A 21,713-nucleotide genomic window follows, 5' to 3' on the forward strand; every position below is an offset into this window, starting at 1 on the left:
TAAAATAGAGAATATCAAAGTACAATTACAGTCATTCCAAAAAGATCCACACATAGAACAATATTTATCATTAAAACCCGTTACAGTTGAAGTAATTCGCTCACAAATTGAGGACTTTATGGAACTATCCAAAAAATTAGCTCCTAAAGAATTTCGAGAAATCTTACAAGCTATAATCAAAAGTATCGAGGCTACAAAAACCGAAGTAAAGAATATTCATTACTCATTTATTGTCGGAACTCAAAAGCAAGAAAGAATGGATCTCATAGATCCATCCTTACATATAAGTTCCTCATTTCCTTTATTACAAGTAACTCACTATGAAAAAATGCATTACCTATTTGTGATAAGGTTCACCCCGATTAATCCGAAACGCCCGATAAATCTGCTCCACCAGCACGAGCTTCATTAACTGATGCGGATATGTGATCCGGCCAAACGATATTTTTTCATTCGCCCGTTTCATGACTTCATCACTGAGACCCAATGACCCTCCGATCACAAAGGCCACTTTGCTTTTTCCGTAGGTCGCCAGCTGGTCCAGGTTTTTTGCAAGATCCTCTGAAGAAATCAGCTTCCCCTCAATCGCCATGGCAACAACATGAGCATCCTGTGGGATTTTCGCCAGGATTCGCTCACCTTCTGCTTTTTTCACGATCTGCATCTCCTGATCACTCAAGGTTTCAGGCGCTTTTTCGTCCGTTACTTCGACAATTTCTATTTTGGCATATGGACCGAGCCGCTTTACATATTCATCAATTCCCATTTTTAAATACTTTTCTTTCAGTTTGCCAACGGTTACTACTAAGATATTCACAGGGGAAAACTCCTTTTATAAACAACTTATCCACAAAAGTTATCCACATATACACAAAATCTATCCACATTTAGTATAGGATCACTCGTTCGATACTTTATATATGGCCTTTTTTTCGCAATACGTACATGTTGTTGATAACTTTTCTGATTCTGTTAATAACTCCAGATTCGGATAGATTTCCAATTCATCAACGATCTCATCGATCCCGATATCCACATGTTCATCGCAGCAATACTTTTTCAACAGACATTCTCCTTTGTTATCCACATGATGATCTCTTCGTATTTTAACACAAAGACAGCCACTCCTATTCCATATCCTGCAACATTTAAATCACCTTTACACGCTTCATCCAAGCAAACACAAAAAAGAGCTTCCAGAAAGTCATAAACTGACCTTCTGGAAGCTCTTTTGTTTAATCTACAGTGACAAGTTGATTGTAGTGGAAGGTTCGAGACTCCTGCGGGACTAGCGTGACAGATGAAACCCGCAGGCGCAAGCGCCGAGGGGTTCAGCGCACGCCCCGCGGAAAGCGAGAATCCTGGAACGGAAATCAACTGCTTCCAGATAAACAACCTGCTTTACAGCCCCTTCTCTTATGAAGACTTCTGAAGACCCAGTTTAATGGTCGTGGTTTTCTTTTTGCCTTTGCTGTAGTACGTAATTTTCATCTTATCGTCTACTTCTTTTTTCGTATACAGGTATTTGCGAAGCTCCAGTGGAGAGCCGATCTTCTTGTCATCGAGTGCGACAATAACATCCATCTCTTTGATCCCTGCCCGGTCAGCTGGTGATAATGGATCAACATCCATAACCACGACACCTGATTTAACACTTGGCGGCAGCTTTAACGTCGTTTGACGGTGATAGCTGCTGACTTGTGATAATGGGATAGGGCCAACTCCCAGGAATGGGCGTTTAACTTCGCCGTAACGCTCAAGGTCAGCGATAATCGGCTTAGCTGTATCAGAAGGGATGGCGAATCCAATTCCTTCTACTTCCTGCTGTGCAATTTTACTGGAGTTAATGCCGATAACCTGGCCGCCGATATTCAGAAGGGCGCCTCCGCTGTTACCAGGGTTGATCGCCGCATCCGTTTGGATAACTTCGGCTTGCCAGTCCGGATTGCCGTCCTCATCGCTGTCAACTGGCATTGTTCGGTCAGCACTGGAGACAACCCCCTCTGTTACAGAGCCTGGAAATGTTCCGAGCGGGTTACCGATTGCAATGGCAGGCTCACCCGGTTTCAGTGAGCTGGATGACCCAAATTGAGCCACTTTTTTCACCCTGCTGCCGTCGATTTCAACTACCGCCAGGTCCATCAGCGGGTCCGTACCGCGCAGTGTGCCCTTCAGCTTCGTGCCGTTACTTAGTGTAATCTCAAGGCGGCTGGCACCTTTTACGACGTGATTGTTTGTCACGATATAGGCTTTTCCACCTTCTTTTTTATAGATCACACCTGATCCTGAACCGGCAGCCTGCTGGCCTTGGTTCCAGAACTCACCTTGCTGGATGTTCAGCACTTCGACAACTGCATCCCGTGCCTTACTGACAGCATCAGTGACGTTGGTCGTGACGTTCACATTCACGTTTTTGTTGATCCCGTTTTGCTCATTAACGCCGGCATTATCTTCATTGCTTGAATAGTTATCAGGCAGGAGCCCCATGCCTCCAAGGGCAGGAATTGAAAATAATATGAGCAGGCCGCCTAATATAGCGCCTACAAGAGCGGCCAGCAAAAATCCGCCTCGGTTACCTTTTTGCTTTCTTGGACTAGATTCATAATCGTCATCATAATAGCCCATTCCCTGCTTCACCGTTCCTTTCAACAATAAAATGAATGCTGTAATGATTTTTTATTTATTATAAAAAATCAAATCCCTAACTTAAAAAATATGGGTTATTTTTCACACTTTTCCACATTTATTGTTATTTCCTTAAACGGTGTCCCTTAAACAGAGAGCAGTTAAACAAGCACCAAGTCAGTCGGCTGGGCTGCATCCGTATGATAAAGCTGCAGATCTTCACCGATCACAAACCCTTTGTTTTCAAGTGTCTGTTTTACAGCAAGGTGAGCAATATCTTTCATATTGTTGTCTTTACTCAGATGGGCGAGGTAGATTCGTTTCGTCTGGTCGCCAATCAGATCTGCAAGAGCAAACCCGCAGTCTTCATTGGAAATATGGCCGTGATCGCCAAGGATCCTTCGTTTGATGTTCCAAGGATAGCGCCCCATCATAAGCATGTTGATATCATGGTTCGATTCGATCACAAACGCATCGCTGTGCTTTGTGATTCCTTTCATCCGGTCACTGACATAGCCGGTATCCGTCATAAGCGTCAGCTTTTTTCCTTCATGATGGAACACATAAAACATCGGCTCGGCCGCATCATGGGAAACACCGAAGGACTCAACCTCCAGATCACCGAATGTGCGGACCGTTTCCATTTCGAAATCAAATTTCTGTTCCGTATCCACTTCACCGATCAGTCCGTTCATCGCTTTCCATGTTTTTGCGTTGGCATAGACCGGCAGTTTATACTTTCGTGCCAAAACGCCGAGTCCTTTTATATGATCGCTATGTTCATGGGTTACGAGAATTCCGTCCAGCTGATCCAGTTCACAGCAGCTTGCTTTTTCAAATAAGAGTTTCATCTGCTTTGCGCTAAGGCCGGCATCAACAAGCAGGCGCGCATTCCCCGTTTCCACGTAAATCGCGTTTCCGGTACTGCCGCTTGCCAGCACGCTGAATTGCAAACTCATTGTTCAATCCTCTCTATTGTTCTCTGTCAATCTCCTGAATGGAACTGTCTGTTGCGTTCACGAGAAAATGCGCATCCTCCGTTTCAATTGACCACGTTGGCGCATATACCTGCACATCCTCCACATTTGCCAGACTATAATAACCGAGAACAATCTTATTAATTTTGTCACCGCTTGAAAGATGCTGGGTATTAAACAAGCTACCTAATGCTTTCATAGGTGAAATAATTTCCTGCGGCGTACCCTGTCTGTACACAGAAATAAAAGTTTGTGTATAGCGGGTGAGATAGCCTTTTTCATTCCATTCGAACATCACCATTCCGCTCGGGCGGTTCGTATCATCATTCGTATCAAAGAAAAGTGGTTGTCCTTGATAGATTTGTGTAAACCAAATCTTATGGTTCTTCGTGTCTTTTTTATAGAATCGATATTCATCGCCCCGGTAGACGTCATCTTTCAGAAATTGAGAAACATCTTTGACAAGGTCGTTCTTATCCAGTTCCAGCGGCTTTTTTAAGTTAAAAATGAGCGTCGTATCTGTACTGCTGCTGTCCAGCTTACTCGTTTTTGATTTAATCTCGTTCGCTGAAAAAGGAGCCCGCTGACCGCTAATCAGGGTTTGATGGTCTTTATAGCTCTGCGGAAGACTATCTTTATAATCAATATTGTTGTCCGCCAGCCTTTTTTCAAGAGGCTGCTCAGACAGGTACTTGAGATTGCTCTTGTCCATTTTCTGCGAGAGCTGGTACCCGAGAAAGATATTCAGAATCAGGAACGTCAGAATAAAAATCGTCTTAGTTTTTTTCCAATCCATTAGAATTCTCCTCCAGGCCTTTGACTGTCACGGAATAATGGCTGCCAGTCATGGCTTGGTCCATAATTGACAAACCATTTCGGCTGGAGATTGTACACATTTTCCTGTCCTCTTGCATGCGTCATCTCATAGCCGACTGCCAGTTTGTTAACAAGGGACATGTCATAATCCTTAAGAGCAGCCTTAACTTCTGCTGCAGACTGAAGCTTCACTTTTTTCGGTTTGAATGAATATTCATTTTCGTCCATGACGAGCTCTACCAAGGAACGCTGATATTCATTCAATTCGTTGTTCGTCCAGCCGAGTTTCATTTCCATATCACTCTTGATCACTGGAATGCCTCTGACAAACAGCAGAAATTCGACTGAACCGCTTGTAGGGTCCAAATTGTAAAAATAATATGGATTTCCCCAGCCCGCATGGTTATTAATAAAATCAACACTGTTGAAGAGCGGGCTTCTCGTCTGCTGGGTCATATCTTCATCAGGGCCTTGTGTGAAATTGGTATATTTAATTCGATTCGTGTTGCGGTTCACGTCCAGTGCGGAGCTTTCATCAGTATAATATTCTCCGGTGTTGCCGCTCTTGACGTTGCCTGGATCACGGAACAGCGCGTTCTTGTAGCGGTCAATCGTATCACTATTAATGGAACGGGAGAGATAACTGTAGGAGTTAAGCTCAAAGCTTTGTTTTGGGAAATAGAAGCGTCTGGAAACTTCTGCCCCTTGGTCAGTATCGCGCTCCACATCATACGGCTCATATTCAAGCACACCGCTTTTCGCGTTATTGATAATGTTCTTCAAAGAATCAAACGGGAAGGTTGTGCTTGCAGTGATCATCTTCCTCTGTGTATAGGAGATGATGTGCGCCTCCACTTCATTTGTATCTTTTTTATAGAAAATGACACGGTCTGCAGATGGGATAGTAAACGTTCCGCCTGAGGATGTCAGGTTGAAGATCTGGCTGTAGATATCCGCTGTCATATCGGTCGGATAGATGACCTCGATGTACTCTTTATTCTTCAGCTTTTCATCAATGTTCGTTGAAGGGCGATTTCGGCTTTCATAAAACTTCGTGTTTTCAAGCATCTGGTTTACCCGCTCGATAAAATTATCATTGGCGGGCATTCCCCTGTATGAGTTCTTGTCATAATAGATGATCTGGCTAGGCCTGATGACATCCGTAATTTTTTTCGTATCTGTCACTTGTGCTTTTTTCAAAGTCCTTGTTTCTTCCAAATTGCTGTAGTTCGGCTTAAGCGTCCACAGACTCCATGTCATAATCAGGCTTAGCATGATCAAAAAGATCAGTAAGACCGACTTAATGACTTCAAAATTCCGATATACAGACTTTGCCACAGATTTAATAATGTTGTAAATTTTGCTCCACGTCATCTTTTACTCCCCCCTTACCTTTTTTAAAGGAAGGGTAAAATGTATAGTTGTTCCTTGGCCCCATTCACTTTCAGCCCAAATATCCCCGCCATGGGCAAGCACGATTTCTTTTGTGATCGCAAGTCCCAGACCTGTACCGCCTAAGTCCCTGGAGCGGGCACGGTCTACACGGAAAAAGCGGTCAAAGATTTTAGAGACATTGTTTTTCGGGATGCCGACACCCTGATCGGCCACGCTGACCTTAATCTTTCTGCCGTGAAGAGAAGCGGCAACGGAAATCGTTCCACCCTCCGGAGAATACTTGATCGCGTTGGAAATAATATTATCCACGACCTGCGTCATCTTGTCGGTATCGATCTGCACCATAATCGAGCGCTCAGGCAAATTCCTTACAAAATGGAGATGCTCATGCTGAAGCATTTCAAAGCGTTCAATAATGTCCTGCAGAAATTGAACAAGGTCCGTTTGAATAAAATTAAACCGGTAATCCTTGCTGTCCATTTTGGAGAGCTGCAGAAGATCGGTTACGAGGCGGATCATCCGCTCGGTTTCGTTCTGCGTCACTTCCAAAAAGCGGGGTGCGATGTTTTCATCCTGCCATGCTCCTTCAGCAAGCGCCTCCAGGTAGCTTCTCATCGTCGTAAGCGGCGTACGGAGTTCATGGGAAACGTTGAATACGAACTCTCTTCGCTCATTCTCAATCTGCTCCTGCTCTGTCACATCATGCAGAACGGCGATCAATCCGTTTACCGGACCGCCTTCTTTTTGGATCACAGAGAAGTTCGCTCTAAGGACATAATGCACTTTATCTGTACTGAAATCGAGCAGCATGCTCTCATACTCGTTGTACAGCTCGTCCCACGTATACTGGTCATTGAGCCGAAGAAGCTCAAGCAGCGTGTTTCCGAGTGCATGCTGCCGGGAGATGTTCAGCATTTCTTCGGCACGGTCGTTCATTAGTATAATGCATCCGTCCCGGTCGGTGGCAATCACACCATCCGTCATATAAGTGAGGACAGAGCGCAGCTTCCTTCTCTCACTCTCAGTAATGGCGGTCGCTTCCTGCAGTTTTCTCGTCAGATCGTTGAATGTCATCGACAGCTGGCCGATCTCATCATCGCCATAAACCTGCACTTTTCGGGAAAAATCGCCCCTTGCCATAACAAGCGCCTGTTTACGCATATCCGCCATCGGCCTTGTGATTGTCCGGGCAAGAAAAATACCGAGTATCGCTGTTATTCCCAGGGCAATAACCGTACCGGTCGTCAAAATTTTATTAATATCACTGATTTGCTTGTACACACTCTCGATAGACGATTCGACATAAATCGCTCCGAGAATTTGTTTATTCTTGTCGACCTGCTTTTCTTTTCCGGCAATGATCGGTTTCGCCCAGACAATGACCCGCTGTTTTGAGTCGGGGTCATACATTTCGGTCTGAGCCTCCGTGCCGTTAAGAGCGAGCTTAATTTTACTGTTCGTGCTGACCTGGCCGATCAGATTCCGTTTATCACTGCCAAGAACGACACCGTCTTTGTTAAGGACCTGAACTTCCTTGATGTTCTGATCCTTCGTTTCGTTAATAAGCTGTGCAATGTCATCTTTCAGCGTACTGTTCTTGTCCTCTGTTGCTTCTTTCATCTGCTGGGCATCCAGGATCTTCTGCTCCGCATTAAACTCGAAGAAGTCCAAATTATTCTTCAGTGCGTTGTCATAGTTATTCCGAAGATTGGCTTCCAGGTTATTGATGAAATACACACTGATGACCTGCATGGCGATTAAAATGAGCAAAACATAGATCAATACAAATTTAACGTGTATTGATCTGAAAAAGCCTACCTTATCCATTTGTCTACTCCTGATCAGGATTTCGTAAATAGTAGCCTACTCCGCGTCTGGTAATGATCCAGAGAGGATGGCTTGGGTTGTCTTCCACTTTCTCGCGAAGACGGCGGACAGTCACATCTACTGTACGGACGTCGCCAAAATAATCATAGCCCCATACGGTCTGCAGCAAATGCTCTCGTGTCATCACCTGGCCGATATGCTTGGCCAAATAATACAGAAGTTCAAACTCCCGATGGGTCAGTTCAATCGACTCACCGCGTTTCGTTACGAGATAAGCATCTGGATGGATGGTTAAAGAGCCGATCACGATTTCGTTGTTCTCATCAACTTCACGTTCTGTTTCTTGTTGATGGCGGCGCAGATTTGCTTTAACGCGTGCGATCAGTTCCCGTGTACTGAAAGGCTTCGTGACATAATCATCGGCACCAAGCTCAAGGCCAAGGACCTTATCAATCTCTGAGTCTTTGGCTGTAAGCATAATAATCGGGGTATCGTATTTTTTCCGGACCTCACGGCATACTTCCATTCCATCTTTCATTGGAAGCATGATGTCCAAAAGAATCATGTCCGGTTTCTCGTTTTCTATTTTTTCAATTGCCGATACACCGTCATATGCGCACGTTACCTGGAACCCTTCTTTCTCCAGATTGAACTGTAAAATATCCGCAATCGGCCTCTCATCATCTACTACAAGAATCTTTTTGTCCATCCGGTAGTCGCTCCTTTTTGGAAACCGTAATTTCAAGTCTCTTTTATATAAATTGGTTGAATGAAATAGTTTGTCTATCCTTTATTTTACCACAATATCTAAATTCTCCATAACGTCAGTCTTCTCGCTCTGTAAGAAAAGCGGAAGCAACCTGTTTAGGTCCGACAGGCGCTGAATCTGGACATTACTTCTATGTAATCTTCTTTAAATCATAAAAATAATCCTCCTTTTTAAAAAGAGGATCATTCATGATTTCCCCGTAAAGCGGAGCGCTAAATCATCTTTTTGCACATACACGACAAGCACAGAGATCAACAGGAGCAGAAGGGCAACCCTCAGCATCTGATAAAAGGCATAATGCAGAATCGGCACCGCCAGAAACGCAATGAGCCCCGCTACGGTCAAACTTCTTCTGATGGCAAAAAGGAGGAGGAACAGTACAGCTGCCGCCGCCGCGATTTTCCAATCAAAAACAAGAATTCCGCCAATAAAGGATGCTACTCCTTTGCCGCCATGAAACTTAAGCGCAACAGGCCATAGATGGCCCGCTATGACCATGAAGAAAGCGGCCAGCTGCAGGGTCGGAGGGAGGCCAAAATAGGATTTTGCCAGCTGAACAGCCAGAGCTGCCTTGAGCAGGTCTCCTGCAAGCGTCAGAATAAATCCCCAAGGCCCGATTACGCGGCCGGCATTTCGAGCCCCAATATTTCCTGTTCCCTCAGTTCTGAGATCGACTCCCTTTAACCATTTAGCAACAAGATATCCTGTCATAATGTTTCCGATAAAATAACACGTGATCAAATAGAGAACCAGCTGAATCGTGCCCATATATCTGTCTTCCTTCCAACGGCTATTCTTCCTTTGTTCTTACTATATGGGCACCGCCCGCTATTGGTGTAAAAATCAAAGAGTGTATTAAAAAGGCATGCAGAATGGTAGCTGCATGCCTTTTGTCATGATCGATCAGGTATAGTAATTGTAAGTAAAATGGTGGCTCGAGACGGAATCGAACCGCCGACACGAGGATTTTCAGTCCTCTGCTCTACCGACTGAGCTATCGAGCCAAGATTTAGTAATTTCTGTCCGTCGGTCCCTGTCTCTTCCTCTGCATGTGAATCTGACGATGGGTATCCGTCGAGACAACTCGCTGCTTAATCACATTGTGTTGCTCGTGACTGAGCTATCAAGCCGAGAGATTTAGTAGTTCTGTAAAAATCAAGAAAAAAATGGCGGACCCGACCGGGGTCGAACCGGCGATCTCCTGCGTGACAGGCAGGCATGTTAACCACTACACCACGAGTCCAAAAAATAAAATTAATAACTGGGGTTTTTTCATTGTCATGAAAATAACTTGGTGACCCGTACGGGATTCGAACCCGTGTTACCGCCGTGAAAGGGCGGTGTCTTAACCGCTTGACCAACGGGCCACTCTATAAGAAAAAATGGTGAGCCATGAAGGACTCGAACCTTCGACCCTCTGATTAAAAGTCAGATGCTCTACCAACTGAGCTAATGGCTCTTACTGTAAAAGTCGTTTTAACACGACAAGAGTTATCATATCATCATTTTCTCTTTTTTGGCAAGCAGTTTTTTAAAAAAATTGTAGAATTAAGTATTTTCTTCGTTTAAAAGGTTAATTCAGTGCGGAAATTCAGTGTCCAATGCCCTCATTCCTCCTTTACTAGCCAAAACTCATGATTTACTGACCATTTTCTCCATTTTACTGGCCAAACTGGGATTATGGTCAACTAGCGGCACCCCATGAACCAGATTTTCCTCAAAACAAAAACCGGCCCCACATACAGGGCCGGTTCATCAATTTTCTAATGATATTAAACAAACACACCGCGGACCATGTTCGTTTGGTTACGGTCAGGTCCTACAGAGAAGATCGTTAGCGGAATACCAGTCAGCTGTGATACGCGTTCTACATAGTGACGAGCGTTTTCCGGAAGCTCACTCAACGTTTTAGCTCCAGTGATGTCTTCTGTCCAGCCTGGAAGCTCTTCATAGACAGGCTCACATTCGCCTAGAATTTTAAGGCTTGCAGGGAATTCATTGATGATTTCACCTCTGTATTTATAAGCGACACAGATTTTCAATTTCTCAATGCCAGTAAGCACATCGATGGAGTTCAGGGAAAGGTCAGTCAAACCGCTCACACGGCGTGCATGGCGGACAACGACAGAATCAAACCAGCCGACACGGCGCGGACGTCCAGTTGTCGTTCCATACTCACGCCCAACTTCACGAATTTGGTTCCCGATTTCATCATTCAGCTCAGTTGGGAACGGGCCGTCACCAACACGCGTCGTATACGATTTGCAAACACCGACAACATGGTGGATTTTAGATGGTCCGACACCAGAACCGATTGTTACTCCCCCTGCGATTGGGTTGGATGAGGTAACGAACGGATAAGTACCTTGGTCGATATCAAGCATGACACCTTGTGCACCTTCAAAAAGAACACGGCGTCCTTCATCAAGCGCATCATTAAGTACAACAGAAGTATCGCATACATACTTTGCAAACTGCTGGCCATATGCGTAATATTCATCAAGGATTTCTTCTTTCGTGAATCCTTCTGATTCGTAGATTTTTTCAAACAGGCGATTCTTTTCAGCCAGGTTTCTTTCAAGCTTCTCTTCGAAAACTTCTTTGTCCAAAAGGTCTGCAATACGGATACCGATTCGTGCCGCTTTGTCCATGTATGCAGGTCCGATCCCTTTTTTCGTTGTTCCGATTTTGTTGGCTCCCTTGCTTTCCTCATCCAGGACATCAAGGCGAAGATGGTAAGGAAGGATCACATGCGCGCGGTTGGAAATTCTTAGGTTTTCTGTGTGAACACCAAGATCGTGCAAATACTTCAGCTCTTCTACAAGCGCTTTTGGATCGATAACCATACCGTTTCCGATCACACAGATCTTATCGCTATAAAAAATCCCTGATGGAATTAAATGAAGCTTATACTTCTTTCCGTTAAACACGATCGTATGCCCTGCATTGTTACCACCTTGATAACGGGCTACCACTTCTGCTTTTTCAGAAAGATAATCGGTAATTTTCCCTTTACCTTCATCTCCCCATTGCGTTCCGACAACAACTACGGATGACATTACACCAGCACCTCCAAGTGAACTTTAAACTCTGTTATAGATTCTATCATTATTACTAGTAATTTAAAAAACCATGCTTAGTTTATCAATATTCGAGGTGAAAGTCAACAAAACCCGAACATTATAAAATATTTACAGTTTTTCCGTTCGTGTTTGTGTGGGTGGGTGGAGGAGCGTAAAGGGCTTTGTCCTTTACGGCTCCTCAGCGCTGATGACGGGCTTTAGAGGGGCTGTTTTAGCAGCAGCAGGCACTTCTTTTTGGCTGATGGACCGTTTACCCGCGGAAATGAAGTAAATACCCGCCAAAATAATAAAATACCCGCGGAAATCGGACATTTACCCGCCAAAACCCCATTATGGTAAACTAGCGAGCTCCTAGTACTCCTACCACAAGCCCTGGCGAGAGCAACCCGCAGACACCCGCTGCCCTCTCCCTCTATCCTCATCCTGACCCACATAAAAAAAACAGACACTCTCATAACTTGAGAATGCCTGTTTTTGATCTATTTTATGCGCCGGATGGCATACTGCTTTCGTCATGCCTCCGGTCGAGGTTCACGAATTTGTTGTATTCTTTGACGAAGGCGAGTTCGACGGTGCCGGTTGGGCCGTTACGCTGCTTGGCGATAATGATTTCGATGATGTTCTTGCTTTCTGACTCTTTGTCATAGTAATCATCACGGTATAGGAATGCTACGATATCGGCATCCTGCTCGATACTTCCTGATTCACGGATATCAGACATCATCGGGCGTTTATCCTGGCGGGATTCTACGCCACGGGAAAGCTGGGAGAGCGCGATGACAGGTACCTGAAGTTCACGGGCAAGTGCCTTCAGGGAACGTGAGATTTCAGAAACCTCCTGCTGCCTGTTTTCGCCCGCTCTGCCGTTCCCCTGGATGAGCTGCAAATAGTCAATCAGGATCATGCCAAGGCCTTTTTCCTGTTTGAGACGGCGGCATTTGGAACGGATATCTCCAATTCGTACACCTGGTGTGTCATCGATAAAGATGCCTGCTGCCGAGAGGCTTCCCATCGCCATCGTTAATTTCTGCCAGTCTTCCGGGACAAGGGAACCGGTACGGAGACGCTGTGCATCGATATTTCCTTCCGCACAAAGCATACGCATGACGAGCTGCTCGGCACCCATCTCCAGACTGAAGATCGCCACATTTTCTTCTGTTTTGGTGGCCACGTTCTGCGCGATATTCAGAGCGAAGGCCGTTTTACCTACGGAAGGACGGGCTGCGACGATGATCAGGTCATTTCGCTGAAAACCTGCAGTCATGCGGTCCAAGTCAGCAAATCCGGTCGGGATCCCGGTAATGTCACCTTTACGATTATGAAGCTGTTCAATATTGTCATAGGCCGCGACAAGCACGTCTTTGATGGAGATAAAGGCTCCCCCGTTTTTACGGTTGGCCACTTCCAGGATCGACTTTTCCGCCTCATTCAGGACAGCTTCTACTTCTTCTTCACGGGCGTAGCCGTTTGCTGCAATTTCCGAGGCTGCACGAATAAGCCTGCGGAGCAGGGATTTTTCTTCGACAATCTTACTGTAGTAATCAATATTGGCCGCGGTCGGTGAACTGTTTGCCAGGTCACTTAAATAGGAGACGCCGCCGATTTCGTCGAGCAGCTTCCGGTCAGCAAGATCGGAGGTGACCGTAATAAGGTCGACGGGCTCCCCTTTCTCTGACAGATCAAGCATCACCTGATAGATACGCTGATGTGAGGCGCGGTAAAAGTCCTCTGGGATCAAAATCTCTGAAGCGGTAACCAATGCTTCGGGCTCCAGAAAAACAGCTCCCAGGACCGCCTGTTCGGCCTCTATATTCTGTGGTGGAATGCGATCAACAAAAAGATCACTCATAATACTTCCTCCTGAAAAGATAACCTGCTGCAATCAGCAGGGAATATCCTGTTTACAGCAGATGAGACCGGTTGAACCCGGTCCCAGTCATTCTGCTTATTCTTCAACTACATGTACTTTGATCGTACCAGTTACTTCAGGGTGAAGCTTAACGGGTACATCTGTATATCCTAAAGATCGGATCGGATTTGTCAGATCGATTTTTCGTTTATCGATGGTAATGTTCATTTTCTTTAGGCCGTCTGCAATTTGTTTGCTTGTGACGGATCCGAAGACACGGCCGCCCTCTCCTGATTTGGTTTTGAGTTCAACCGTCATTTCATCAAGCTTTTCTTTTAACTGCTTGGCTTCTTCCAGGACGGCTGCCGCTTTTTTCTCTTCGCTTTTCTTTTGGCCTTCTACGACGGAGAGAGCTCCTTTTGTCGCTTCAGTTGCAAGGTTGTTGGGCAATAAATAGTTTCGTGCATAGCCCTCGGAAACGTTTTTTATTTCCCCTTTTTTTCCTTTACCTTTAACATCTTTAAGAAAAACTACTTTCATTCTTCTTCTCCCCCTTCAAAATACTCGTCGATAATAGCTTTAAGTTTTTTCTCGGCGCCATCCAATGTTTCGTTCTCAAGCTGGCAGGCCGCATTGGTTAAGTGTCCGCCGCCTCCCAAGCCTTCCATTATCATCTGCACGTTTACATCCCCCAGAGAACGGCCGCTTATGCTGATCTTTTGATCATGTCTTTTGGCAATAACGAAGGATGCGCTCACATCGTTCATGGAAAGCAGGATATCCGCAGCCTGTGCAATAAGCACCTGGCCGCATTCTTCGCTTGGCTCTGCTTTGGATATGACAATTCCATTTTTATAGGCTACAGCATTTTCAATCAGTTTTGAACGTTTGTTATAGGTTTCCAGATCTTCTTTTAGGAACTTCTGAACGAGTATGGTATCTGCTCCATGGGCCCTTAAGTAGGAGGCCGCATCAAACGTCCGTGAACCAGTGCGCAGTGTAAAGCTTTTCGTATCCACGATAATCCCCGCGAGCAGGGCAGTGGCTTCAAGCATACGCATTTTAAGCCGTTTAGGCTGATATTCCAGAAGCTCGGTCACCAGCTCTGCTGTAGAGGATGCATAAGGCTCCATATAGACGAGAACCGGATCTGCGATAAATTCCTCTCCGCGCCGGTGATGATCAATCACAACGACATGATCGAGCTTGGAAAGAAGACGCTCTTCCATGACCATCGAGGGTTTGTGGGTATCCACGACAACCAGCAGCGTGCCGGCTGTTGAGATCTCAAGCGCTTCTTCCGGTGTGATGAAATGTTTCCAAAGTGAGTCTGTACCTTTGATCTCATTCATCAACCGCTGGACACCAGTATCAAGATCAGATGTATCGAGCACGATATAACCATCTTTACCGTTGACCTGAGCCACTTTCAATATTCCCATCGCCGATCCCATAGAATCCATGTCAGGGCTTTTGTGGCCCATGATGATTACTTTGTCGCTGTCGAGAACAAGCTCGCTCAAGGCGTGGGATATCACACGTGCACGCACTCTCGTTCTTTTTTCCACAGGATTGGTCTTTCCGCCATAGAAACGGACTTTTCCATTCTGCTGTTTAATCGCCACCTGGTCTCCTCCGCGTCCCAGTGCCAGATCAAGACTCGATTGCGCCAGCTGTCCCAGCTCGGGCAATGCAGACGGTCCTGAGGCAACACCAACACTCAAGGTAAGAGGAACGTTTTCCTTTGTGGTCGAATCCCTTACTTCATCCAGGACGGAAAAGCGGTTTTTTTCAAGCTCACTTAAGATCCGCTGGTTGAAAACGGCCAAAAAGCGCTCTGAAGACGTGCGTTTTAAGAAGATTCCATGGTCATTGGCCCACTTGTTCAAAATGGAGGTGACCTTGGAGTTAATGCTGGAACGGAACTGGTCGTCAAGTCCCTGTGTTACCTCTTCATAGTTATCAAGGTAGATGATCCCGATGCATGTCTGTTCTTCTTCATACATCCGCTCAACTTCAATTTGCTCTGTAACATCAAAGAAATAGAGGAGCCGTTCCTCTTTTTTGAAATGGACTACAAACTTCCTTGATTTTAAGATTACGATTTCTTCAAGCGCATCACTTTTTATAAACGGCACTAAATCTTCGGAAATAAGATTAAGCGAGTGGCCGATAAAAGCCTCTTCTTCAACCCATGCCCCCATAAAAGGATTCGCCCATTCAATTTTATAATCTTCGTCATACAGAATGATTCCGATCGGCATTTCCATCAGAGCTTCTTCTCCGACCTTTTTGATGCGATGGGAGAGGGTGGAGATATAATCGCCCAACTCTTCCTGGAAAGAATTTTCGGCCCGCATTACGAAATAGAAGAGCAAGCCTAATAAAAGAAAACCAACTGCTCCAATTATCCATTGATAGTACGTAATGATGCTTACAAAAAGGACCGATATGACGAACAAGGCTATCACGGGATAACCATGCCACCGTTTTAATAAAAACTTAGGCATACTTTCAGCTCCTACTATCAGGTATTTATCCGTTTCTTTAATTCGAACCCTAAGTCAATTATACCTAAGAATTTAACGACTTCCATAAGAATTGGCAGAAAGGAGGAAGTAAATATTACTAGAACAGCTAGAAAAACGGGAAGGGCTTTGGGCCATTGCTTTTTCTTGGCATAACTAAAGATAACGGTAAGCCCTTGTACAACAAGTACGAGGGACAAAATAATATATAGATTAATCGTAAGAATGTAGAGTCCAGACCCATGTTCAGGCCTTGTTAAGGTCAAGACAAGGGCTAAAATATAATACCACAAAAATGATTTTGGAAACGCCCACTCCCGGAACGGCGGAAACGTCCTGTATTCCATCCTCATTCTTTTTAATACAAGTGAAGCCAGCCACTGCGTCAATAATGTAGAGAGCACGGCTCCTATAATAATAGAGATCGGCAGCATATACGGAATCATAGCCACCTGTTCACGCAAAAGGTCAAGCCTCGCCGTTTCGGGGCCGCCATCTTTATAGAACTGTGCGGCTTGATCAATAATTTCGTTAAATCGCCCCTGGGTTACTTTTACGAGATTAAAATGCAATAAATACTTAGCAAAGACAAGCAGCAAAAGCAGATTGAATATGCCGGCAAGGCTTCCGCCGAGCAGTACACCAAAGGCCGATTTTTTTCGCTTGTACAGTTCACCCATCACAATACCGGCAAAGCCTGAAGGAAATGCGTAGATGATGCCGCCGGCTCCCCCTATCCCTCCGGATAACACAAGAGTAACTGCCCAGACTAGCAGCCCTGGTTTCCAGCCGTGTTTGAAAACAAACAGGATAATGGGCAAAGGCAGCAAAAAGAAAGTAAATGCACCGATCAGCGGCAGGTTTAGACTGATAATCATTAAAATAATGTAGACGCCGGCCATAACCGCTCCGTCTACGATTGTTGATGTTTTACGCATGGTTCACCTCTGGCTTTATTGCCTACGGTCTTTATTGTAGTAAATTATTTGCTGTAAATCCAATTATATTAATTAGCTTAACCCCATCGTGCCAAATAAAACATACACAACAGTATCTACCTTATCATGATGGCCGTTATAATGGAACCAGACAAACCGTTTACACGCGGGCTGAATGCGGTATTCTAGATTTAGAGGAGGAGATAGCATGGAACTAACAGTATACTTGGCAGGTCAGATTCACGATGATTGGCGGGAACAGATCAAATCTCAGGCAAAAGAAATGAACCTTCCATTAACCTTTGTTGGCCCGATGGAAGACCATGAACGGTCCGACAACATCGGAGAAGAGATCCTCGGCAAACAGCCGAACGCCATCTTTAAAGACGAAGCTGCATCAAGCATCAATAACCTGCGTACCGATATCTTGATCAACAAGGCGGATGTAGTGGTCGCTCTCTTCGGAGAAAAATACAAACAATGGAACACTGCCATGGATGCCGCCAGAGCAGCCTCGCTGCATAAGCCGCTCATTTTGATCCGGCCTGAAGACCTTCACCATCCTTTAAAAGAACTGTCCAGCAAAGCCAGCCTTGTGGTGGAAACCCCTCAGCAGGCGATGCAGGCACTTTCCTACATCTTTGAAAACTAAAAATGAAAAAGCGGCCAAATCCTTGGATTTTTGCCGCTTTTTTTCATGTTATTGTGAAAGGCTCTTTTCTATAAGATTGTTGCTTAGGGAACCTTTTTGTAAAGAACCTTCATTGATCAGTTGATTGGAGTGCAAGGGGCGAGACTCCGGCGGGACGAGCGTGACAGGTGAAACCCGCAGGCGCAAGCGCCGGAGGGGTTCAGCGCACGCCCCGCGGAAAGCGAGCAACCTGAAACGGAAATCAACCACTCCCAAGAGCACCAAAGGTTACGAAAATAGCCTTGCGAAACAAAAAAACACAGTAAAGAGTAATCTTTACCGTGCTTCAAGACTGAATACTATTCAGTTACGTATGGTAATAGCGCCATGAAACGAGCACGTTTGATAGCACGAGTCAATTGACGTTGGTATTTAGCAGATGTTCCTGTCACACGACGAGGAAGAATCTTTCCGCGTTCTGATACGAAACGCTTAAGAAGATCTACATCTTTGTAGTCGATGTAAGTGATTTTGTTTACAGTGAAGAAACAAACCTTACGACGCTTTTGGCGTCCACCGCGACGTCCAGCCATGAGTATTTCCCTCCTTCTTGTTGAATTTTATATTTATTCGATCACATATGTGTTGTCTTAGAATGGCAAATCGTCATCAGAGATGTCGATTGGAGTGCCGTCATTGGCAAATGGATCATCATTAAAGTTATTGCGCTTTTGGCTCTGCTGCTGTTGCTGCTGGCCATAACCGCGGTCACCTGATGGTCCGCCAAAGTTGTTCCCGCCCTGGCTTTGGTATTGCTGCTGTCCTCCGCCGGCGTTCGCATTCTTCGGCTCCAAGAATTGAACACTTTCTGCCATGACTTCGGTCACGTAAACACGCTGACCTTGGTTGTTATCATAAGAGCGTGTCTGAACGCGCCCGTCTACTCCGGCAAGTGACCCCTTCTTAAGGAAGTTAGCGACATTCTCAGCCGGCTTGCGCCAGATTACACAGTTGATGAAATCTGCTTCGCGTTCACCTTGCTGATTCGTAAATGATCGATTTACTGCCAGTGTAAAGTTAGCAACAGCCACACCGTTTGGAGTATAGCGTAATTCCGGGTCCTTCGTTAAACGTCCAACAAGGATTACACGATTTAGCATAAGAACCTCTCCTCAAAGTTAAAAATTATCTCTCGTCTGCAATTGTCATGAAACGAAGAACATCTTCGTTGATCTTCATAAGACGGTCGAATTCATTGATCGCTTCAACAGGAGCATTTACGCTTAAAAGCGTGTAATAGCCATCACGATGGTCGTTGATTTCATAAGCTAGACGCTTTTTACCCATTTCTTTCTCGTTAGCGATTTCCGCACCATTATCAGTAAGGATAGTCTTCGCTCTTTCTTTAACAGATGTAAGAGCATCCTCTTCAAGATTTGGACGGACGATGTACATGATTTCGTACTTTTTCATTCCGGTCACCTCCTTTTGGTCTAAACGGCCCAACAATAGGGCAAGGAGTAAACTATCAACATTTCAATAAAAATCGATAATTACTCACAATAAAGAATTATAGCAAAAACTCTAGCGAAACACAAGACATGAATAAAAAAAGGAAAAAGCATTCAGCTTTTTCCCGGATTCCATCTTTATCTATTAAACATTAAAGCGGAAGTGAACGACATCTCCGTCTTTCATTTCGTATTCTTTACCTTCCAGCCTTACTTTTCCTTTTTCCTTCGCTGCTGCCATGTTTCCAGCAGCAGTCAGATCATCATATGCTACAACTTCAGCACGGATGAACCCGCGTTCAAAGTCTGTATGGATGATCCCGGCACATTGCGGAGCTTTCATGCCTTTTCGGAATGTCCATGCACGGACCTCTTGAACTCCGGCTGTAAAATACGTAGCCAGGCCAAGCAATGAGTATGAAGCACGAATCAATTGATCAAGACCCGCTTCCTTGATGCCCAGCTCTTCCAAAAATGCTTTTTTCTCGTCGCCTTCAAGCTCTGCGATCTCTTCTTCGATCTTTGCACAGATAACGATAACCTCAGCATGTTCACGTGCAGCATATTCTCTTACCTTCTCTACATGCTCGTTTCCGCCTTCCAGCAAGTCTTCTTCACTTACATTCGCAGCATAAAGAATCGGTTTCATGGTCAGCAGATGCAGTCCATAAACGATTTTCTTTTCTTCCGGCGTAAGTTCGACGCTTCTTGCAGGCAATTCATTTAAAAGCGCATCCTTAATTTTTACAAGAACACTGAATTCAGCAACGGCTTCTTTGTCCTTTGACTTGGCCAGTTTCTCAACACGGACAATCCGCTTATCCACCGTCTCCATGTCTGCAAAAATCAATTCCAGATTGATGACTTCAATATCATCGATTGGATCGACTTTTCCGGAAACGTGAGTGATGTTTTCGTCTTCAAAACAGCGGACAACTTGAAGAATAGCGTCTACCTGGCGGATATGTGACAAGAACTTGTTTCCAAGTCCCTCACCTTTGCTCGCGCCTTTTACGATTCCGGCGATATCTGTAAATTCAAAGGCTGTCGGCACTACTTTTTTAGGCTGGACCATCTCGGTCAGCTTGTGCAGACGGTCATCCGGCACCTCAACAATTCCTACGTTCGGGTCAATCGTACAAAACGGATAGTTGGCTGATTCAGCCCCGGCTTGCGTGATGGCATTAAAAAGCGTCGATTTCCCTACATTGGGAAGACCGACAATCCCAGTTGTTAAAGCCATATATTCCACTCCTCATTGATCTCATCAATTTGATTATATATTTTGTCGTTCCATACTTGTTTGCACATCTTTCATAATTATAGGGTGTCAGCCGCCAAAAGACAAGCCGAACCAGTTAAAGCAAGAAAAGCTCCAGCACCCTGATAAGATCCTCGGATGTTAAGAATAGCCCTTCATTTCCTTGAAAGCGCTGGAACTGGACGCCGTTTCTATGCAATCAAAAAAACAGAACCAAGCATTGGCCGGTTCTGTTGCTCTTTATGTTCCACGTGGAACGCTCTGACTGTCTCTTACTCCTGGTGTGAAACGAGCACTTTTTTCAGCTTTTTAACAAAATCTTTTCTGGGGATTAAAACACTGTGCTGACATCCTATGCATTTGATTCGGATATCAGCTCCCATACGGATGATCTTCCAGCGGTTTGTTCCGCATGGGTGAGGTTTTTTCATTTCTACTTCATCGTTTAAAAAGAATTCTTTACCTTCCAAGTCTTTCACTCCCCCGAACATTCGCTTTTTTTCTATTCTATAAAGAAACTCGCAATGAGACAATGAATTTTATCCATTAGCTCTCGGAAACTGTTTTATGGTAAGAAATCAGCTTCTGATAAGGCAGTTCGATGCCTTCTTCATCCAATTTTATTTTTATGGCTTTCTTTAGCTCCCTCGCCACTTTAAAATGTGTCATCGGAAGCACTTCTGCGGTCACCCGGATCACGATTTCTGCAGCTGCGACAGCCTGGATGCCAAGAACTTCAGGTTCTGCGACCATCTCGGGATATTTCGGTGTTTCTTCTCTTACGACTTCTTCAATGATCGCTTGCGCCCTGTCGATATCTTCTTCATAAGCGATACTGACATCAACCACGGCGATGCTGTTATGAATAGAAAAGTTGGTCACTTCGGTTATGGAAGAATTTGGAAGGATATGCAGCTCACCTGTCCATTGTTTTAATTTGGTTGTCCGGAGCCCAATTTCCTCCACCGTTCCTTCAAAGTTATTGATCCTGACAAAATCGCCTACTGCAAATTGCTGTTCAAAAATGATGAAAAATCCTGTGATTACGTCTTTTACCAGGTTCTGCGCGCCAAAACCAATAGCCAGCCCAACGACACCAGCACCTGCCAACAAAGCTTTCACATCAATATTGAATTCACTGAGGAGCATCAGCAAAGCAATAAAATAAACAAGATAGGCGGCAACGTTGTCCAATAGCCGAATAAGTGTGTTTTCTCGCCGCTCTGACATTCGGAGCGGGCTTTTCATCCGGATTTTAAAGATATTGTCTATGGCAGCTCGAACAATTTTAACGACAATCACCGAGCCGAAAATAATGGCAGTAATCTTGAGCACTTTCATGCCCAGATTAATCCATAATTCCCCATTTCCTACCTGTTTATAGATTTCATCTGCTTGATGGATCACACTGAGTATTTCCACTCGTTTCCAACCTCCATAATGTTCTTAACTATGCATTAATGTACCCAATTTCGGTTGAACTTTCAACGAATAAAAACGAAA

General features: G+C 44.8%; 22 protein-coding genes and 4 tRNA genes. 1 reads left to right on the forward strand and 25 read right to left on the reverse strand.

What is annotated here, in order from left to right; translation table 11 throughout:
- Positions 1–337: 337 nt before the first annotated feature.
- The 19 genes from rlmH to P4361_RS08830 all read right to left on the reverse strand — a co-directional run bounded on the left by rlmH (position 338) and on the right by P4361_RS08830 (position 16,807).
- Positions 338–817, reverse strand: coding sequence for a 23S rRNA (pseudouridine(1915)-N(3))-methyltransferase RlmH (rlmH, locus tag P4361_RS08740; RefSeq protein WP_328089068.1), 480 nt, complete (start codon positions 815–817; stop codon positions 338–340).
- An 81-nt stretch (positions 818–898) separates the two neighbouring features.
- Complete coding sequence (locus P4361_RS08745) at positions 899–1,087, reverse strand: CxxH/CxxC protein (protein WP_328089070.1); 189 nt, start codon at positions 1,085–1,087, stop codon at positions 899–901.
- 329 nt (positions 1,088–1,416) lie between these two features.
- Entirely contained in the window at positions 1,417–2,625 is a 1,209-nt protein-coding gene (locus tag P4361_RS08750) for a S1C family serine protease (protein ID WP_062238090.1), read from the reverse strand.
- A 161-nt stretch (positions 2,626–2,786) separates the two neighbouring features.
- Entirely contained in the window at positions 2,787–3,584 is a 798-nt protein-coding gene (locus P4361_RS08755) for an MBL fold metallo-hydrolase (protein ID WP_053356340.1), read from the reverse strand.
- Positions 3,585–3,597: 13 nt separating this feature from the next.
- Complete coding sequence (locus P4361_RS08760) at positions 3,598–4,398, reverse strand: two-component system regulatory protein YycI (RefSeq protein WP_053356339.1); 801 nt, start codon at positions 4,396–4,398, stop codon at positions 3,598–3,600.
- Positions 4,398–5,792: a YycH family regulatory protein gene (locus tag P4361_RS08765; protein ID WP_256225194.1), complete on the reverse strand. Its 1,395-nt coding sequence runs from the start codon at positions 5,790–5,792 to the stop codon at positions 4,398–4,400. The genes P4361_RS08760 and P4361_RS08765 overlap by 1 nt, the downstream gene beginning before the upstream one ends.
- Before the next feature lie 3 nt (positions 5,793–5,795).
- The gene (walK, locus tag P4361_RS08770) at positions 5,796–7,640 is read right to left on the reverse strand and encodes a cell wall metabolism sensor histidine kinase WalK (protein ID WP_328089073.1); all 1,845 of its coding nucleotides are present in this window, start codon (positions 7,638–7,640) and stop codon (positions 5,796–5,798) included.
- Positions 7,641–7,644: 4 nt separating this feature from the next.
- The gene (gene yycF, locus P4361_RS08775; protein ID WP_053356336.1) at positions 7,645–8,349 is read right to left on the reverse strand and encodes a response regulator YycF; all 705 of its coding nucleotides are present in this window, start codon (positions 8,347–8,349) and stop codon (positions 7,645–7,647) included.
- Positions 8,350–8,595: 246 nt separating this feature from the next.
- Positions 8,596–9,177: a glycerol-3-phosphate acyltransferase gene (locus P4361_RS08780; RefSeq protein WP_328089074.1), complete on the reverse strand. Its 582-nt coding sequence runs from the start codon at positions 9,175–9,177 to the stop codon at positions 8,596–8,598.
- A 160-nt stretch (positions 9,178–9,337) separates the two neighbouring features.
- A tRNA-Phe gene (locus P4361_RS08785) sits at positions 9,338–9,413 on the reverse strand.
- 163 nt (positions 9,414–9,576) lie between these two features.
- Positions 9,577–9,652: transfer RNA gene (locus P4361_RS08790), tRNA-Asp, on the reverse strand.
- A 49-nt stretch (positions 9,653–9,701) separates the two neighbouring features.
- Positions 9,702–9,776 (reverse strand) — tRNA-Glu (locus P4361_RS08795).
- A 16-nt stretch (positions 9,777–9,792) separates the two neighbouring features.
- Positions 9,793–9,868: transfer RNA gene (locus P4361_RS08800), tRNA-Lys, on the reverse strand.
- Between the two features lie 313 nt (positions 9,869–10,181).
- A complete protein-coding gene (locus P4361_RS08805; RefSeq protein WP_328089075.1) occupies positions 10,182–11,468 on the reverse strand; it encodes an adenylosuccinate synthase in 1,287 nt (428 codons plus the stop codon).
- A gap of 192 nt (positions 11,469–11,660) precedes the next feature.
- Positions 11,661–11,804 carry a hypothetical protein gene (locus tag P4361_RS08810; protein ID WP_328089076.1) on the reverse strand — a complete coding sequence of 48 codons (144 nt, stop codon included), beginning with the start codon at positions 11,802–11,804 and terminating at the stop codon, positions 11,661–11,663.
- Positions 11,805–11,976: 172 nt separating this feature from the next.
- Positions 11,977–13,341, reverse strand: a complete 1,365-nt coding sequence (dnaB, locus tag P4361_RS08815; protein ID WP_053356333.1) for a replicative DNA helicase — start codon at positions 13,339–13,341, stop codon at positions 11,977–11,979.
- 96 nt (positions 13,342–13,437) lie between these two features.
- Positions 13,438–13,881 carry a 50S ribosomal protein L9 gene (gene rplI, locus P4361_RS08820; protein WP_328089078.1) on the reverse strand — a complete coding sequence of 148 codons (444 nt, stop codon included), beginning with the start codon at positions 13,879–13,881 and terminating at the stop codon, positions 13,438–13,440.
- A complete protein-coding gene (locus P4361_RS08825; protein WP_062238076.1) occupies positions 13,878–15,851 on the reverse strand; it encodes a DHH family phosphoesterase in 1,974 nt (657 codons plus the stop codon). Before P4361_RS08825 ends, rplI begins: the two co-directional genes overlap by 4 nt.
- A gap of 17 nt (positions 15,852–15,868) precedes the next feature.
- Positions 15,869–16,807, reverse strand: a complete 939-nt coding sequence (locus P4361_RS08830; protein WP_328089080.1) for a YybS family protein — start codon at positions 16,805–16,807, stop codon at positions 15,869–15,871.
- Between the two features lie 208 nt (positions 16,808–17,015).
- Between P4361_RS08830 and P4361_RS08835 the strand changes: the two genes are divergently transcribed.
- The gene (locus P4361_RS08835) at positions 17,016–17,459 is read left to right on the forward strand and encodes a YtoQ family protein (RefSeq protein WP_328089081.1); all 444 of its coding nucleotides are present in this window, start codon (positions 17,016–17,018) and stop codon (positions 17,457–17,459) included.
- A gap of 338 nt (positions 17,460–17,797) precedes the next feature.
- Here P4361_RS08835 and rpsR read toward each other — a convergent pair whose 3' ends face one another.
- The 6 genes from rpsR to P4361_RS08865 all read right to left on the reverse strand — a co-directional run bounded on the left by rpsR (position 17,798) and on the right by P4361_RS08865 (position 21,551).
- On the reverse strand, positions 17,798–18,031 hold the full coding sequence (gene rpsR, locus P4361_RS08840; protein WP_053356327.1) for a 30S ribosomal protein S18: 234 nt from the start codon (positions 18,029–18,031) through the stop codon (positions 17,798–17,800).
- Positions 18,032–18,088: 57 nt separating this feature from the next.
- Positions 18,089–18,598 (reverse strand): single-stranded DNA-binding protein, encoded by a 510-nt coding sequence (ssb, locus tag P4361_RS08845; protein WP_328089082.1) that lies wholly within the window; start codon positions 18,596–18,598, stop codon positions 18,089–18,091.
- Positions 18,599–18,623: 25 nt separating this feature from the next.
- Complete coding sequence (gene rpsF, locus P4361_RS08850) at positions 18,624–18,911, reverse strand: 30S ribosomal protein S6 (RefSeq protein ID WP_053356325.1); 288 nt, start codon at positions 18,909–18,911, stop codon at positions 18,624–18,626.
- A 183-nt stretch (positions 18,912–19,094) separates the two neighbouring features.
- Positions 19,095–20,192, reverse strand: coding sequence for a redox-regulated ATPase YchF (gene ychF / locus P4361_RS08855; protein ID WP_328089085.1), 1,098 nt, complete (start codon positions 20,190–20,192; stop codon positions 19,095–19,097).
- Between the two features lie 290 nt (positions 20,193–20,482).
- On the reverse strand, positions 20,483–20,680 hold the full coding sequence (locus P4361_RS08860; RefSeq protein ID WP_328089086.1) for a DUF951 domain-containing protein: 198 nt from the start codon (positions 20,678–20,680) through the stop codon (positions 20,483–20,485).
- A gap of 76 nt (positions 20,681–20,756) precedes the next feature.
- A complete protein-coding gene (locus tag P4361_RS08865) occupies positions 20,757–21,551 on the reverse strand; it encodes a mechanosensitive ion channel family protein (protein WP_328089101.1) in 795 nt (264 codons plus the stop codon).
- Positions 21,552–21,713 lie beyond the last annotated feature (162 nt).

It is taken from the genome of Fictibacillus sp. B-59209 (genome assembly GCF_036216745.1).
Taxonomy (GTDB): domain Bacteria; phylum Bacillota; class Bacilli; order Bacillales; family Fictibacillaceae; genus Fictibacillus_C; species Fictibacillus_C marinisediminis.

Coding starts and splice junctions, on each gene's coding strand:
- P4361_RS08750 (WP_062238090.1), bottom strand. CDS start 2,625: ATGGGCTATTATGATGACGATTATGAATCTAGTCCAAGAAAGCAAAAA.
- P4361_RS08755 (WP_053356340.1), bottom strand. CDS start 3,584: ATGAGTTTGCAATTCAGCGTGCTGGCAAGCGGCAGTACCGGAAACGCG.
- P4361_RS08760 (WP_053356339.1), bottom strand. CDS start 4,398: ATGGATTGGAAAAAAACTAAGACGATTTTTATTCTGACGTTCCTGATT.
- P4361_RS08765 (WP_256225194.1), bottom strand. CDS start 5,792: ATGACGTGGAGCAAAATTTACAACATTATTAAATCTGTGGCAAAGTCT.
- walK (WP_328089073.1), bottom strand. CDS start 7,640: ATGGATAAGGTAGGCTTTTTCAGATCAATACACGTTAAATTTGTATTG.
- yycF (WP_053356336.1), bottom strand. CDS start 8,349: ATGGACAAAAAGATTCTTGTAGTAGATGATGAGAGGCCGATTGCGGAT.
- P4361_RS08780 (WP_328089074.1), bottom strand. CDS start 9,177: ATGGGCACGATTCAGCTGGTTCTCTATTTGATCACGTGTTATTTTATC.
- P4361_RS08805 (WP_328089075.1), bottom strand. CDS start 11,468: ATGTCATCCGTAGTTGTTGTCGGAACGCAATGGGGAGATGAAGGTAAA.
- P4361_RS08810 (WP_328089076.1), bottom strand. CDS start 11,804: ATGTCCGATTTCCGCGGGTATTTTATTATTTTGGCGGGTATTTACTTC.
- dnaB (WP_053356333.1), bottom strand. CDS start 13,341: ATGAGTGATCTTTTTGTTGATCGCATTCCACCACAGAATATAGAGGCC.
- rplI (WP_328089078.1), bottom strand. CDS start 13,881: ATGAAAGTAGTTTTTCTTAAAGATGTTAAAGGTAAAGGAAAAAAAGGG.
- P4361_RS08825 (WP_062238076.1), bottom strand. CDS start 15,851: ATGCCTAAGTTTTTATTAAAACGGTGGCATGGTTATCCCGTGATAGCC.
- P4361_RS08830 (WP_328089080.1), bottom strand. CDS start 16,807: ATGCGTAAAACATCAACAATCGTAGACGGAGCGGTTATGGCCGGCGTC.
- P4361_RS08835 (WP_328089081.1), top strand. CDS start 17,016: ATGGAACTAACAGTATACTTGGCAGGTCAGATTCACGATGATTGGCGG.
- rpsR (WP_053356327.1), bottom strand. CDS start 18,031: ATGGCTGGACGTCGCGGTGGACGCCAAAAGCGTCGTAAGGTTTGTTTC.
- ssb (WP_328089082.1), bottom strand. CDS start 18,598: ATGCTAAATCGTGTAATCCTTGTTGGACGTTTAACGAAGGACCCGGAA.
- rpsF (WP_053356325.1), bottom strand. CDS start 18,911: ATGAAAAAGTACGAAATCATGTACATCGTCCGTCCAAATCTTGAAGAG.
- ychF (WP_328089085.1), bottom strand. CDS start 20,192: ATGGCTTTAACAACTGGGATTGTCGGTCTTCCCAATGTAGGGAAATCG.
- P4361_RS08865 (WP_328089101.1), bottom strand. CDS start 21,551: ATGAAAGTGCTCAAGATTACTGCCATTATTTTCGGCTCGGTGATTGTC.